The sequence below is a fragment of the Bacillus subtilis subsp. subtilis str. 168 genome (assembly GCF_000009045.1).
GTDB classification, from domain to species: Bacteria; Bacillota; Bacilli; order Bacillales; family Bacillaceae; genus Bacillus; species Bacillus subtilis.
In genome coordinates this window covers 3,374,489-3,388,007 of the sequence record NC_000964.3, presented here as the reverse complement: position 1 = coordinate 3,388,007, position 13,519 = coordinate 3,374,489, and the positions used below count along the sequence as shown (strand labels likewise).

Below are 13,519 nucleotides of genomic sequence, written 5' to 3'. Positions count from 1 at the left end.
TATTTATATTATAAATTGAGATGACCGAATGGTCAAAGCTCAAGCGAAAGGGTGAATCTAGAATGAGAGAATTGGACGAAATGATCAGCCGCTTGCGAAACAGAGGAATCAAAGTGGAGAAAGTCAAATATCCGAAGCAGACCTTGTCAGAGAAAAAATGGGTTCATCAATGCAAACAGCCGCTCAAAACAAATTACAGAGATTTTAACGGCTATTCTTTCACATAAAAAAATAGACTGCAAAACATCTACAGTCTATTTTGGCACTGCTATGCGGTATGTTACACCCGTTTTGTCATTTTCAATTGAGATAGATGCCTTATGAAGAGTTAAAATTCGTTTTACGATGCTTAGACCAATGCCGAATTCGCCTTTCTTCCCTTTATTAAAAGGCTCATAGAGGCTGGAGAGCATCTCATCTTCAATATGCGGACCGTCATTTTTAATGGTGATCACGATATTTCGATCATCTTGTTTCATGCTGATTTCTATTTTTGTCTCAGCATAGCGGATTTGATTTTCCAAAATGTTTTCGAGGAGTTTGTTCCATTGCTCCGGATCGCCCGGCATCAAAATATCCTCTTCTACATCAATTTCCCACGATAGTTCTTTCCGCGCCCACTTCAATCGTTCGATGACTTCTTCTGTCACTTCCACAATACTGAACATGTCGTGCTGCACTTTTTGCTTCGCTAAATAATCCAGCTTCGTTAAATATAATAAATCCTTTATTTTTTTCTCCAGCTTAAGAGCTTCGCATTCAATAACATCTACAGTGTTTTCAAGGTCTCCTTTAGGAAAAATCCCGTCTTTAATTGATTGTGTATAGCCTCTGATGACCATGACCGGCGTTTTTAAATCATGAGAGATATTTTGCAATAGAGTTCTTTCTGTTTCATCCTTTTGCACAAGCTTTTGGCGCATCTCTTCGATGGTATGGCCCAATTTGCCGATTTCATCTTTCCGGTCCACTTTTACTGGGTCATCCCAATCCTGTTCAGAAATCCGTTTGACGTGTTTTTCAAATGATACAAGAGGCCTTGATAAATACTTTGCAAGCCAAATAGCCGGAATCCAGCTTAATAAAATGACGACAGCTATAATAAACAGAAGCTGTTTGAACAAGGTATAGGCCAAATCGTCCCGATAAGAATCAAGCGCGTAAGAGAGCATCATCGCTGATTGTCCATTGACGGAAAGTCCCTTTTTAATGACAAAAAACACTTTCTCTCCATTGACGTCGGCGCTGTAACGTTTCTTTTTAGCTTCCTGCTTATCAGCCAGCTTGTACACCTTGTGGATAAATGAAGATGACAGAATGCTTAAATCCTTGTCTGAAGAAGCCTCTTCATTTTCAGGAAGGAGCACGTGCTGTACGGAGCGGACAGTTGTCGGCGCCGTCGCTTCCTCGCTGTAATAGCGCCTTTCAATCGAACCTGGCAGGCGGTACTCTGTCAGAACATGCTGCTCATTTTCAATCGTCGTATACGTTTCATTAGTGAAAAAATCTCGCAGCGTGTTTGAAAATAACACAAGCAGTAAAATCGATATCGCTAACAGGATGCCGGATATGACAACCCATATCTGAAACGCGAGCGGCTTGTTTTTCATGATGACATCATCCTGTAGCCGAAACCGTAAATCGTCTCCACCTTCAATTCAGGCATCTTTCTGCGCAGTCTCCGGACGAGATCATCAACGACCCGGTCTGTTCCGAAGTAGTCATGTCCCCACACTTTTAGGAGGATATCCTCACGAGAGTATGGATGCCCTTTATGATGGATAAATAATAGCAGCAGATCAAATTCCTTTGACGTCAAATTGATGATATTCCCGTTTTCGTCATAGACCTCGCGGGCGTCTTCAGCGACCCGATACGAGGAGACGGCAATTTCATTTTTTTGGACAGGAGGAGCTTCCTTATATACGAGCTGCAGCAGCTTTTGCACACGGATAATCAGCTCCCGCGGCAAAAACGGCTTTGAAATGTAGTCATTGCTGCCAAGCTCTAAGCCAAGCACTCTGTCAATATCCGCATCTCGGGCGGAAATAAAAATGACCGGCACGTCAGGATCTTTCGCCTTGATTTCTTTTATTAATGTATAGCCGTCGGTATCCGGCAGCATGATATCGAGAATCCATAGGTGGGGAGACGGTGTCATTTTCTTTCTGGCGTCTTCACCTTTCGTAAAAGATGTAATGTTCCAGCCCTCATTCTCTAAATACTTCGTCAGCAGTTCATTCAGGTTATCCTCATCTTCAACTAGATAAATGGTGTATGACAAGGCTCTTCACATCCTTTCAACGTCATTATAAACTAGTTTTAACATACGGCAGGCAATTTTCATAATTTCACATATTCTTTTCATTTTTATCCCACAATGTTTGTTTATGATATGGTTAAGGGAAGAAAGGAAGAGAAAAAGAGCGAGGAAGATGTAGGATGATCAAACATATTCTATTTTGGTGCTTTGCTTTTCTCCTCATTATTGGGACAATTGAACTTGTACATGCGATGAATATGTAACGATAAATGAATAACCGTTAAAGGAGTGTAAGAACATGGATTATCGACGTGATGGCCAAAACGATCAACATCAAACTGAACCTTCACATACAGAACAGCAGAATACAGAAAACCAGAAGCTGATTGGACATTCTGAACAAGAATTGCTTGACGCGCCTGTGTCGTATGAAGCGGGACGGCAGGAAACGGCTTCTGCTTTAGAAATGGAAAAGCAAGAAACGGCTGTGAAAAAAGAAAAGAAACGGAGAGCCGCATGGCTGAGCCCGATTTTAGGCGGTATTATCGGCGGGGGCCTCATGCTTGGCATCGCGCCTTATCTGCCGTCAGACCAAAATCAGGCGACCGAAACCGCTTCCGCAAATAAACAGGTGCAGTCTGATAATTTTACAACGGCGCCGATAACGAACGCATCAAACATCGCTGATATGGTAGAGGATTTAGAGCCTACGATTGTCGGAATCTCAAATATCCAAACCTCTCAAAATAACACATTCGGCACGGGAGGAGGCTCCAGCTCAGAAAGTGAAAGCGGAACCGGGTCAGGTGTTATTTTCAAAAAAGACAGCGATAAAGCGTATATCATTACAAACAACCATGTCGTTGAAGGCGCGAACAAGCTGACTGTTACGCTATACAACGGAGAAACGGAAACTGCCAAGCTTGTCGGCAGCGATACCATTACTGATTTGGCAGTTTTGGAAATCAGCGGCAAGAATGTAAAAAAAGTGGCGAGCTTTGGTGACTCTTCACAGCTGCGCACTGGCGAAAAGGTAATCGCTATCGGTAACCCGCTCGGACAGCAGTTTTCCGGTACAGTGACACAAGGTATCATTAGCGGACTGAACCGGACAATTGATGTGGATACAACACAGGGGACGGTGGAAATGAACGTGCTGCAAACCGATGCAGCGATCAATCCGGGGAACAGCGGAGGCCCATTAATCAATGCAAGCGGCCAGGTCATCGGCATCAACAGCTTGAAGGTGAGCGAAAGCGGCGTGGAATCACTTGGATTTGCGATCCCAAGCAATGATGTCGAGCCGATTGTTGACCAGCTGCTGCAAAACGGGAAGGTGGACCGTCCGTTTTTAGGCGTGCAGATGATTGACATGTCACAAGTTCCTGAAACCTATCAGGAAAATACGCTCGGCCTGTTTGGAGATCAATTGGGCAAAGGTGTTTATGTAAAAGAAGTTCAAGCAAATTCGCCGGCAGAAAAAGCAGGTATTAAATCTGAGGATGTCATTGTCAAACTAAACGGTAAAGACGTGGAAAGCAGTGCGGATATCCGTCAGATCCTTTACAAAGACTTAAAAGTCGGAGATAAAACAACAATCCAAGTGCTGCGAAAGGGAAAAACGAAAACGTTGAACGCAACACTGACCAAGCAGACAGAAAGCAGTTCAAGCTAAGAAAAAACAAAAAGCTGAACCCGATTAAGGTTCAGCTTTTTTGTTACCCTAAATAAGAGGAAAGCATCCACACTTGTTTTTCAACTTCTTCAATTAATCCGACAAACAAGTCCGCTGTCGCATTGTCTTGATTTTCTTCAGCCAGGCCGATCACGAATTTAGATTCGCTGCTGATTTGTTTGTAGTCGTTTACCAATGCTTGTACCATTTCTGATGCTGATGTTTCGTTTCCGCCGTCTGTGATAGATGCATGCTCAGTGTATTCTTTCACTGTGGCAACAGGCTGTCCGCCAATCGCCAGCAGGCGCTCAGCGATGGTATCCACTGTTTCAGCCGCATGGTCATAAAGTTCTTCAAATTTCTCGTGCAATGTAAAGAAATGAGGCCCTTTCACATACCAATGGAAACGGTGGAGCTTAGAGTATAAAAGAAACCAGTTTGATAATTGTGTGTTCAGTGAATTCTCAACTAATGTTTGATTTGTTTTTGCGTTTTCAGTTTTCATAAGATAACGTCCTCCTTGTGATCTGTTGACTTAATTATATCATATACTAAATAAAAATCAATACTAAATTATAATAATTATAATTTAGATCAGCTGAATAGCTTTTTCTTCAGGATAGACTCCCACGCAGACCAAGGAAAAAGCGATCGGAACAGCAGGGTGAGCTTGATGCCCTTTCCGATCGGGTATCGCAAATTCTTTATGTGCTGTTTTGTTGCCAATTGATAAATGAGGTCGGCAACCTCTTGGGGATCTCCGCTTTCTTCTCCGTTTTTTTGAACATAGGAAAGGATCTTTTTATAGTATTGATGATAGGCTGAATCGTCAGCAGGCACCGACATAAAATTTGATAATGACGTTGACCAGATCGATGTCTTGTATGAGCCCGGCTCGATCAAAGCGGTTTCGATACCGAACGGAAGCAGCTCGATACGCAGGCTTTCAGAAAAACCTTCCAATGCATGCTTGGAAGAAACATATGGCGACAGCGCTGGGAATCCTGTCAGTCCGCTGATGCTGCTCACGTTTATAATCTTTGCGCCGCCATGCTTTCTTATGTAAGGCAGCACGGTTTTTGTCACATGGATCACACCGAAGACATTCGTTTCAAATTGTTGTCTGAAATGTTCCATCGGCACATCCTCGATAAATCCTCCATAAGCCGTTCCGGCGTTGTTAACGAGTAAATCGATCGGGGCGTAAGCACTAACAGCTTTTCCGAATGAGACTATAGATTGTTCATCGGTGACATCGAGAGCTGTAATGTGAATAGAATCAGACACATTGTGTGCTGCAGCCAATTCTCGAAGCTGTTCCGCTTTTTCAGGCTGTCTTGATGTGGCTATCACGAAAAATGATCGGGCAAGCTTTACAGCTGCCAGCAGACCGAAGCCGCTGGACGCTCCTGTCACGATGGCTATTTTTTTATTCATCCTAACCCTCCTATTAAACTGCTACAGCTATTGTACTATCCTGAACACGAAATGACGCCTGTAATAGAAATTTTTATACAATAATTCAGAATTGTTCTATAATAGAACGAAAGAAGGAAAGGGGTTTTGTGATATGGCGCTGCAAGGGGTAGGCCAAAGATGGGATCTTGATTCATTTTTTAAGGGCGGGAGCCAATCGGAAGAATTCAAAGGTTATATTGAGAAGCTGTCACAAAGTCTGCGTGCATTTCAAGACAGGACTGATGCGTTTCAGGTGCCTGAATCGCCTGAAGAGGCTGAAGGGCTGACCGCGTTGCTTGATTTATTCGAACAGACATCCGTCAAGCTTCAGCAGGCCGGCGCTTTTGTTGCTTGCCTCCAGGCCCAGAATATCAATGATCAAAAGGCTATAGAGCATCAGGCCTCATGAATCGGCTTTCCGCAGATTTTCAATCGTCGCTCGTTACATTAGATCATAAACTTGTGGACATTAATCAAGACGTGTGGAATGAATTGTTAACAAAACCGGGATTGCGCGATGTTTCTTACATATTAAATGAAAGAAGACAGAGGGTTGCCGAAAAGCTTAGCCCCGGTAAGGAAAAACTGATCGGAAACCTTGCGGTGGACGGATATCACGCTTGGAGTGACTTATACAATATGGTTGTCGGGAAAATGACGATCCCGTATGAGGAAAACGGTGAAAACAAGCAATTGTCTGTCGGTCAGGCGGAGAATATGATGGATCATCAAGACCGTACTGTCAGAAAAACAGTATATGAACGTTTCCGCCAAGCTTGGGAGAGCAAGCAAGATATTTTCAGCAGCACGCTGAATCATTTGGCGGGATTCCGGCTTGAAACCTATAAAGCGCGCGGCTGGGAGAATGTCCTGAAGGAACCGCTGCAAATTAACAGGATGAAAAAAGAAACACTTGATACGATGTGGCAGGTCATCACTGAAAACAAGAAGCCGTTCGTTCAGTTTTTGAACCGGAAAGCATCCATGCTCGGCCTTGAAAAACTCAGCTGGTACGATGTCGAGGCACCGATCGGTTCTGACGGAAAGGTCTATTCGTATGATGAAGCCGCAAATATCATTACCAGCCAGTTTTCAACGTTTGGCAAAAAGCTGTCCTCATTCACTGAAAAAGCGTTTCGGGACGGCTGGATTGAGGCGGAAGACAGGAGCGGAAAAAGAGTCGGCGGCTTTTGCACCAGTTTTCCGGACAGCGGGGAATCCCGGATTTTCATGACATTTTCGGGAAGCGCCTCAAATGTCTCTACCCTTGCGCATGAACTCGGGCACGCGTTCCATCAGGAAGCAATGCTCAACGTCAGGCCGTTAAACCGTTCCTACGCCATGAACGTTGCAGAAACAGCTTCAACGTTTGCAGAGATGATAGTGGCGGACGCGACTGTCCAGCAGGCCGAGACGAGGGAAGAAAAGCTTGTTCTTCTGGAGGATAAAGTGCAAAGAAGCGTTGCGTTCTTCATGAACATTCACGCAAGATTTCTATTTGAAACGAGATTCTACGAGGAACGAAAGCGGGGAGTGGTACCGGCCAGCCGCTTGAATGAGCTGATGGAAGAGGCGCAAAGAGAGGCATACTGCAATGCGTTAGAAGAATATCATCCGCTTTTTTGGGCATCAAAGCTTCATTTTCACATCACGAGGGTGCCGTTTTACAATTTCCCTTATACATTCGGCTACCTGTTTTCTCTTGGTATTTACGCGTTGGCGCTTGAAGAAAAAGACACATTCGAAGAGAAGTATATGGCGCTATTGCGCGATACGGCTTCTATGACAGTGGAGGATTTGGCGATGAAGCATTTGGGCGCTGACATCACAAAGCGCGATTTCTGGGAGAATGCCATCAAGCTGGCTGTGCGTGACGCCGAAACCTTTTTACAAATGACCGAATCTTAAAGAAAAAGCCGTGGCGTTAAATGCCCCGGCTTTTTCAATTCTTCTCTGAATGAGGATTTCATTCTCTGGATATACCTAAAATAAATGGAATCCTACAGGGGGGAAACATATGCATTTGATCAGAGCAGCCGGGGCTGTATGTCTCGCAGTGGTTCTGATTGCGGGCTGCCGTTTCAATGAAGACCAGCATCAGGCAGAAGGAGAAAATACAGCCGTCACCCAGCTGAAGTCCGTTCCCTACAGTAATTTTTCGCTTCGTGTGAGCTACGGGGATGGTGAGCATAACCGTTATGAAGGAATCTATACAAAGAACGGGACTCAGGAAAAAGCGGAAATACAGGATAAGCTCTCCGGTGTCAATCAGGAAGGAGAAGAAGCGTTAGATGAGATGAAAATGATTTTGAGCGAGCTTTCCGTGACAGACCAAATGGCTGAAACAGAAGTGATACACAGTGTGCTGGCAGCATTTAATCTGGACAGTCATTATGATCATATCGATTTAAAATTGAAGCTGAAGGACGGCTCCATCAGAGAAATCAAGAAGTAATCTTGTGATAAAAAACCCATAAACGTCAATTATGTCCATAAAACTAATTGAAAATGATTTTCAAAGTCAGTGTTTTCTGCTACAATGAGGGATATATGACCATATCAAATGGCTGAATATCGGAATCATTTGCATTGATGACAATTGACTTAAAAGCATGTATATAGAAAACGTGCAATACATAGTGCTGCTAAAAAGCCAGCAAAAAGGAGCGGTTATGGGTATGAGTGCAATTTCTACAGAAACGCTGAGCTTAGGATACGGGGATGCCGTTATTATTGATGAGTTGAATTTAACAATTCCCAAAGGTGAAATTACCGTATTTATTGGCAGCAATGGCTGCGGAAAATCGACACTTTTACGTTCATTAGCGCGCCTGATGAAGCCGAGAGGCGGTTCAGTGCTGCTGGAAGGAAGAGCGATTGCCAAGCTTCCGACGAAGGAAGTCGCAAAAGAGCTCGCAATCCTGCCCCAAGGTCCTTCGGCTCCAGAGGGGCTGACGGTGCATCAGCTGGTGAAGCAAGGAAGATATCCTTACCAAAACTGGCTGAAGCAGTGGTCAAAAGAGGATGAGGAAGCAGTTGAAAGAGCGCTTAAAGCAACAAAGCTTGAGGACATGGCTGACCGTGCCGTTGATTCTTTGTCAGGCGGACAGCGCCAGCGGGCTTGGATCGCGATGACGCTTGCCCAGGAAACGGATATCATCCTTCTTGACGAGCCGACGACGTATTTAGACATGACGCATCAAATTGAAATTCTTGATTTGCTGTTTGAGCTGAATGAAAAGGAAGACCGGACGATTGTTATGGTTCTCCATGACTTAAACTTGGCGTGCCGCTATGCGCATCATCTTGTGGCCATAAAAGATAAACGGATTTATGCAGAAGGCCGTCCGGAAGAGGTCATCACTTGTGATCTTGTGCAAAATGTGTTTTCTATGAACTGTCAGGTTACACAGGACCCGCTCTTCGGAACGCCTCTTTGCATTCCTCATGGCAGGGGCAGATGCATTGTCCAGGAAGCGGCTTTCACATCACATGGATAAATAACGCAGCGAAGGAGCTTTCAATTGAGAAAGCTCCTTGCTGTTTTTTCGAAAGGAAGATGGAAAATGGAACAAAAACTTCAGGAGCAGCTTGATGGATTGCTGGAGAAGTATACTGAGCTTCTGCTTGGTGAAACAAACGATGAGCTAAAAGAAGAAGTGAAGCAATGGATTTTGTACACCCATATAGCCAAAAGCATGCCTCCGCTCGCTAAGCATTGGAATGCGACATACCCCGACGCGAAGCAGGGCATTAAAGAGATCATTCAGCATATTAAGGAATTAAATGAAGCGCATCGAAACAAACAATAGCCAAAAAGCAGTCTGTTCATTATAGCAGACTGCTTTTTTGTGATTCAGCCGTTTTAACTGGCGTAAAGGAATCCATAAAGGTTCTCAGCGCGCTGCTGATAAACGAATCTTTTCGAACAATAAACTCTGTTTTCATCTGGCTGAGAGCTTCAGGCAGCGGGTACAATCGAATTGATCCTTCTGCTTCATGTTTCTGCACAACCGTTCTTGGCAGCAACGAGATGCCAAGACCTGCTGTAACCCCGCCGATAATTGCTTCAAGCGTCCCAAATTCCATAATGACCGGCTGTGTGACACCGACGGAACGCAGCCATTTTTCAAGTGTTTCTCGATACGAACAGCCTGTGCTGTAAACGAGAATCGGCTTTGTGATGGCTTCCTCAACATCGGGCACGGAGGCAGCCGAAACAACTACTGGTTCTTCCTCAAACGCAGGATAGGATTCGAGCTCAGGATGATGGCATTCGCATCCGATAAACGCGCCATCCAATTCATAACGAAGAACTTTATCAAGGAGAAATTGCGTATGTCCTGTTGTTAAAGACAGCTGGACGTTTGGATGTTCTTCATAATAAGATGCCAGAAGCTTTGGAAGCCTTACCGCGGCGGTTGTCTGAGTGCAGCCGATCATAAGCGGCCCGCTTGGTTCTGCGGAGGATGAGAGCGCTTTAGACGCTTCATCAAGAAGGCCTATAATTTTATTTGCGTAGTCCAGCAGCAATTTTCCGCTTGCAGAAAGTGTCATGCCCCGATTATGGCGCAAAAACAGTGTGGTACCCAGCTCAGCTTCCAATTGTTGAATTCTGGCCGTGACATTCGATTGTACATAGCCAAGCTGCAGGGCTGCTTTCGTAATGGTCCCTTCACGAGCTACCATTTGAAACACACGTAAATCTCCGCTTTCCATTTTGAACTCCTCCGTTCGTTTACTATCAATCTGAGTGATATCTAGTATCTTTAACAATCATTATACGTAACATCAAAGCTGGATTACAATGGAATCAGAAATATACTTTAGTCAACAGCAAGGAGTGGCGGCAATGAATGTCTTGAACAAAATAGCTCTCGTAACGGGGGGCGGCACAGGAATCGGAAAAGCAGCCAGTATGGAATTGGCAAAGCGTGGGGCGATTGTGGCGGTGAATTATTCACGCTCGCAATCAGAAGCGGAGGAAACAGTGGAAATGATTCAAAAAGCTGGCGGGCAAGCCTTCGCCATCCAAGCAGATGTATCCAAAAACAGCGACGTGCAGGATATGATTCAAGCAATCGTGAACACACACGGCACGGTTGATATTTTAGTCAACAATGCCAGCATTACACGGCATATTCCAATGGATGATCTTGAGGCTGCGACAGAAGACGTCTAGGATGAGCTGTATGCCGTCAATGTGAAAGGGATGTTTTTCTGCGCGCGGGCAGTGGTTCCGTTCATGAAGAAAAGCAAGGACGGGGCGATCGTAAACGTCGGCAGCATCGCAGGGATAACTGGTGCCGGCTCATCAATGCCTTACGCAGTATCAAAATCAGCGGTGCACGGTTTAACGAAATCATTGGCCCACGCCTTAGCGCCTGAAATCAGAGTGAGCGGTGTAGCACCAGGAGCTGTGGCAACGAGATGGTGGGCCGGACGGGAAGAAAAAATGAAAAGCATGATCGGCTCTTTGCTGCTGCAGTGTATTGCTGAACCAGATGATGTTGCCAAATTGATTTGTTCACTAATTGAACAGGAATCACTCACAGGCCAAATTATCACAATTGACAGCGGACAGACGCTGTAAAGAAAGGGATGCGGGGAGATGCCATTTGTACAGATTCATTTACGGTCGGGAAGAAGCGAAGTGTGGCTTCAAAAACTGAGCAGGACTATCCACCAATCGATGATTGAAGAAATCAATGTGCCGGAAGATGACTATTTCCAAGTCATCAGACAATATGAAAAAAGCGAATTTTTTTATGATCCATTTTATCTCCAAGTCGAGCGTACTGATGAACTGATATACATTCATTTTACACTGAAACAGTCAAGAACAACTGAACAGAAAAAAGCACTTTACCGCTCAATCGCGAGCCGGATTCATTCCGAGCTTGGTGTAAGAAAAGAAGATGTGTTTATCATGCTGGCCGGAAATCAGGATGAGGATTGGTCTTTCGGAAATGGAAGAGCCCAGATGATTGAATAAAAAACCCCGCGGATTGATACCCGCGGGGTGCTCTATTAATGGGAAGGTGATTCAACGGCTTTTGCCGCCTTCTCTTTTTCTTGTTGGTCTTCCGCTTTCTTATTTGATAGCTTGATAGGTTTTAAGAACAAGGTGAATACGGCTCCGACTGCGATAAAGATCAGGCCCGTATAAAACACGCTGTGGAGCGAATCCATCAACGATGTTTTTAAAATCGGCACAATATGGGATGAGAAAGCCGCAGGGATTTGTTTGACCGCGTCCGGACTGAACAGTGATTGCAGCAGCCCTTGCGGATTTGTATCAATCATACCCTTTAGCTGGGCGGCAAACGAGCTTGCCTGTGCCGGAAGAGAGTCTAAATATGGAACCAATTTATCTGTTAATAGATTTCCTGATCTCGCATTCATTACGGCTCCCAGCATGGTAATGCCGAATGTTCCGCCGATAGAACGGAAGAATTGGCTGGATGAAGTGACAACTCCAAGCTCCTCCTTCGAAAAGCTTTCCTGTAAAGCCAATGTCAGAATCGGCATAACAAGACCCATTCCCAGACCAATAATCGCCATAAAAGATGTAGCGACAAGCTTGCTCGTGTCGAGATCCAATGTCGTTAACAGCAGGAATCCGCCGGCCATAACCAGCATGCCTGTAATGATTTGCGGTTTAATCCCAATTTTATAAACAAGCTGTCCGCCGATGATACTTGTGATAATCATAGAAATCATCATCGGTGTCATAATTGTACCCGATTCAGACGCACTTACACCGACAATTCCCTGCATAAAGAAAGGAACAAACGTAATGGCGCCAAACATACCGATACTCATAAAGAAGCCGATCAAGTTTAGAAATGTAAATGTTCTGTTTTTAAATAAATACATTGGCAGGATTGGCTCTTTTGCTTTTGATTCTACGATGATAAAGCTGACAATGCCGATCAGTGCGAGAGCGAACAACCCAAGAATCTGCCATGAATCCCATGCATAATCTTTTCCGCCAAAGCTTAAGGCGAGCAGGAGGCTGACCACACCGACAATCATTGTGAAAATACCAGCGATATCGAAGTTGATCGGACCAGTCTGCTGGCGTCCCTGTAATCCCCTGGCAATAAAAATAACCGCAATAATTCCGACTGGCAGGTTAATATAGAAAACCCATTTCCAGTTTAACGAGTCTACAATCCAGCCGCCGATTTGCGGCCCAATCACTGAAGCCAGCCCGTAAATTGCGCCAAAGACACCTTGGAATTTAGCACGCTGTTTTCCTGTGAACAAGTCACCGATGACAATCATCGCCATCGGCATCATGATGCCTCCGCCGATGCCCTGCAGTCCACGGAAGATAATCAATTCCGTCATGTTGTTGGCCATTCCGCACAAAGCAGAAGCGGCCATAAAAATAATCAAACCTGATACATAGACAATGCGGCGTCCCAATAAATCAGCCAGTTTACCGGCAATTGGAACAATGGTTGTTGATGTTAACAAATATGCAGTTGTCAGCCAGGTCATCATGCTCAAACCGCCCAGATCACCGACAATTTTCGGCATGGCCGTTCCGACAATGGTACCGTCAAGGGCTGAAAAAAACATGGCAATAATTAAGCCTGTTATTAATAACGTTCGTTTTGATTGTTTGCCTTCTTTACTCATTTTCATCCGTTTCCTCTTTTCATGTTTTGCTTTTCATCCGTTTCTGCTGCTTGTGCGAGTTTTGCTGTAATATGCGCCGCCTGCAGCATTTCCTCCTCCGTCAAAAAGGAAAGATAGCGCGCCATTATGGCTTTTCTGCCCGCCAAAACCTCCTCGAACTTTATGTCTCCTTCGTCAGTAAGACTGAGATCAATCACTCGCCTGTCTTTTGTGTTGTGTGTTCTGGCGATAAGATTTTTTTGTTCAAGGCGATCTGCCATCAGCGTCACCGCGCTTGGCTTCACCTCCATACGCTCGGCAATTTCAGAAACTTTGAGGCTGCCGTGTTTCTTTAGGCTGGCCAGCACAAACAGCTGCGCTGGGGTGACACCTTGTTTCTCCATGCTTTCCAGCATTTCAGGCTGTATCTTTTGAAAGAGCGCCTGAAGCGATAATTGAATATCGGACATTAACTGATCCGCACTCTTCATATT

15 protein-coding genes, 2 pseudogenes and 2 other annotated features are annotated in these 13,519 nt (G+C 44.8%); of the genes and pseudogenes, 10 read left to right on the top strand and 7 right to left on the bottom strand.

The features are described 5' to 3' along the window. The first annotated feature begins 62 nt into the window (after positions 1-62). On the top strand, positions 63-227 hold the full coding sequence (gene spxO / locus BSU_33029) for a regulator of SpxA degradation (protein YP_003097785.1): 165 nt from the start codon (positions 63-65) through the stop codon (positions 225-227). Between the two features lie 27 nt (positions 228-254). Here spxO and cssS read toward each other — a convergent pair whose 3' ends face one another. Both cssS and cssR read right to left on the bottom strand, forming a co-directional pair. Continuing rightward, positions 255-1,610, bottom strand: a complete 1,356-nt coding sequence (gene cssS, locus BSU_33020) for a folding stress-sensitive two-component sensor histidine kinase (RefSeq protein NP_391182.2) — start codon at positions 1,608-1,610, stop codon at positions 255-257. Further along, positions 1,607-2,284 (bottom strand): folding stress-sensitive two-component response regulator, encoded by a 678-nt coding sequence (gene cssR / locus BSU_33010; protein ID NP_391181.1) that lies wholly within the window; start codon positions 2,282-2,284, stop codon positions 1,607-1,609. Before cssR ends, cssS begins: the two co-directional genes overlap by 4 nt. Positions 2,285-2,561: 277 nt before the next feature. Here cssR and htrB point away from each other — a divergent pair, with 277 nt between their 5' ends. Beyond that, positions 2,562-3,938 (top strand): protease-associated chaperone for the extracytoplasmic folding and quality control of exported proteins, encoded by a 1,377-nt coding sequence (gene htrB, locus BSU_33000; RefSeq protein ID NP_391180.2) that lies wholly within the window; start codon positions 2,562-2,564, stop codon positions 3,936-3,938. Between the two features lie 43 nt (positions 3,939-3,981). Here htrB and mrgA read toward each other — a convergent pair whose 3' ends face one another. Together mrgA and yusZ are read right to left on the bottom strand one after the other, a co-directional pair. Then, positions 3,982-4,443, bottom strand: a complete 462-nt coding sequence (gene mrgA / locus BSU_32990; protein NP_391178.1) for a metalloregulation DNA-binding stress protein — start codon at positions 4,441-4,443, stop codon at positions 3,982-3,984. An 89-nt stretch (positions 4,444-4,532) separates the two neighbouring features. Further along, positions 4,533-5,375, bottom strand: coding sequence for a putative short-chain acyl dehydrogenase (gene yusZ / locus BSU_32980; protein ID NP_391177.1), 843 nt, complete (start codon positions 5,373-5,375; stop codon positions 4,533-4,535). A gap of 133 nt (positions 5,376-5,508) precedes the next feature. After that, positions 5,509-5,799 (top strand) — a sequence feature (Evidence 5: Unknown function; PubMedId : 11741842; Product type e: enzyme). Between yusZ and yusYn the strand changes: the two are divergent. From yusYn to yusU, 5 genes and pseudogenes are all read left to right on the top strand, one after another. Beyond that, positions 5,509-5,799: pseudogene (gene yusYn, locus BSU_32970) on the top strand. Its footprint overlaps the feature before it by 291 nt. Continuing rightward, positions 5,796-7,304, top strand: a sequence feature (Evidence 5: Unknown function; PubMedId : 11741842; Product type e: enzyme). Its footprint overlaps the pseudogene before it by 4 nt. Further along, positions 5,796-7,304, top strand: a pseudogene (yusYc, locus tag BSU_32960). It overlaps the preceding feature by 1,509 nt. The pseudogenes yusYn and yusYc overlap by 4 nt, the downstream one beginning before the upstream one ends. Before the next feature lie 109 nt (positions 7,305-7,413). Continuing rightward, complete coding sequence (cotNW, locus tag BSU_32950; RefSeq protein ID NP_391174.1) at positions 7,414-7,851, top strand: spore lipoprotein; 438 nt, start codon at positions 7,414-7,416, stop codon at positions 7,849-7,851. Positions 7,852-8,068: 217 nt separating this feature from the next. Next, positions 8,069-8,896, top strand: coding sequence for an iron(III)-siderophore transporter (ATP binding component) (gene feuV, locus BSU_32940; RefSeq protein ID NP_391173.1), 828 nt, complete (start codon positions 8,069-8,071; stop codon positions 8,894-8,896). A gap of 24 nt (positions 8,897-8,920) precedes the next feature. Further along, positions 8,921-9,208 (top strand): hypothetical protein, encoded by a 288-nt coding sequence (yusU, locus tag BSU_32930; RefSeq protein NP_391172.1) that lies wholly within the window; start codon positions 8,921-8,923, stop codon positions 9,206-9,208. Between the two features lie 19 nt (positions 9,209-9,227). On the opposite strand, the gene yusT is transcribed toward yusU, so the two are convergent. Next, a complete protein-coding gene (gene yusT, locus BSU_32920) occupies positions 9,228-10,115 on the bottom strand; it encodes a transcriptional regulator of unknown specificity (LysR family) (protein NP_391171.1) in 888 nt (295 codons plus the stop codon). 133 nt (positions 10,116-10,248) lie between these two features. On the opposite strand from yusT, the gene yusS reads away from it, so the two are divergent. The 3 genes from yusS to yusQ are packed head-to-tail and all read left to right on the top strand — an operon-like array spanning position 10,249 to position 11,391. Next, the gene (gene yusS, locus BSU_32910) at positions 10,249-10,578 is read left to right on the top strand and encodes a conserved enzyme of unknown function (protein ID NP_391170.1); all 330 of its coding nucleotides are present in this window, start codon (positions 10,249-10,251) and stop codon (positions 10,576-10,578) included. A gap of 21 nt (positions 10,579-10,599) precedes the next feature. Further along, positions 10,600-10,989, top strand: coding sequence for a putative 3-oxoacyl-acyl-carrier protein reductase (gene yusR / locus BSU_32900; protein NP_391169.1), 390 nt, complete (start codon positions 10,600-10,602; stop codon positions 10,987-10,989). 18 nt (positions 10,990-11,007) lie between these two features. Further along, positions 11,008-11,391 carry a hydratase of unidentified specificity (tautomerase superfamily) gene (gene yusQ, locus BSU_32890; RefSeq protein ID NP_391168.1) on the top strand — a complete coding sequence of 128 codons (384 nt, stop codon included), beginning with the start codon at positions 11,008-11,010 and terminating at the stop codon, positions 11,389-11,391. A gap of 35 nt (positions 11,392-11,426) precedes the next feature. On the opposite strand, the gene mdtP is transcribed toward yusQ, so the two are convergent. Continuing rightward, complete coding sequence (gene mdtP / locus BSU_32880; protein ID NP_391167.1) at positions 11,427-13,052, bottom strand: multidrug-efflux transporter; 1,626 nt, start codon at positions 13,050-13,052, stop codon at positions 11,427-11,429. Further along, positions 13,049-13,516, bottom strand: coding sequence for a transcriptional regulator (MarR family, low level antibiotic resistance) (gene mdtR, locus BSU_32870; protein ID NP_391166.1), 468 nt, complete (start codon positions 13,514-13,516; stop codon positions 13,049-13,051). The genes mdtP and mdtR overlap by 4 nt, the downstream gene beginning before the upstream one ends. Between the last annotated feature and the right edge of the window lie 3 nt (positions 13,517-13,519).

Excerpts from the sequence above, each read along its gene's own strand:
- yusQ (NP_391168.1), top strand. The coding sequence starts at position 11,008 with ATGCCATTTGTACAGATTCATTTACGGTCGGGAAGAAGCGAAGTGTGG.
- cssS (NP_391182.2), bottom strand. The coding sequence starts at position 1,610 with ATGAAAAACAAGCCGCTCGCGTTTCAGATATGGGTTGTCATATCCGGC.
- yusS (NP_391170.1), top strand. The coding sequence starts at position 10,249 with ATGAATGTCTTGAACAAAATAGCTCTCGTAACGGGGGGCGGCACAGGA.
- mdtR (NP_391166.1), bottom strand. The coding sequence starts at position 13,516 with ATGAAGAGTGCGGATCAGTTAATGTCCGATATTCAATTATCGCTTCAG.
- yusT (NP_391171.1), bottom strand. The coding sequence starts at position 10,115 with ATGGAAAGCGGAGATTTACGTGTGTTTCAAATGGTAGCTCGTGAAGGG.
- spxO (YP_003097785.1), top strand. The coding sequence starts at position 63 with ATGAGAGAATTGGACGAAATGATCAGCCGCTTGCGAAACAGAGGAATC.
- mdtP (NP_391167.1), bottom strand. The coding sequence starts at position 13,052 with ATGAAAATGAGTAAAGAAGGCAAACAATCAAAACGAACGTTATTAATA.
- cotNW (NP_391174.1), top strand. The coding sequence starts at position 7,414 with ATGCATTTGATCAGAGCAGCCGGGGCTGTATGTCTCGCAGTGGTTCTG.
- yusZ (NP_391177.1), bottom strand. The coding sequence starts at position 5,375 with ATGAATAAAAAAATAGCCATCGTGACAGGAGCGTCCAGCGGCTTCGGT.
- feuV (NP_391173.1), top strand. The coding sequence starts at position 8,069 with ATGGGTATGAGTGCAATTTCTACAGAAACGCTGAGCTTAGGATACGGG.
- mrgA (NP_391178.1), bottom strand. The coding sequence starts at position 4,443 with ATGAAAACTGAAAACGCAAAAACAAATCAAACATTAGTTGAGAATTCA.
- htrB (NP_391180.2), top strand. The coding sequence starts at position 2,562 with ATGGATTATCGACGTGATGGCCAAAACGATCAACATCAAACTGAACCT.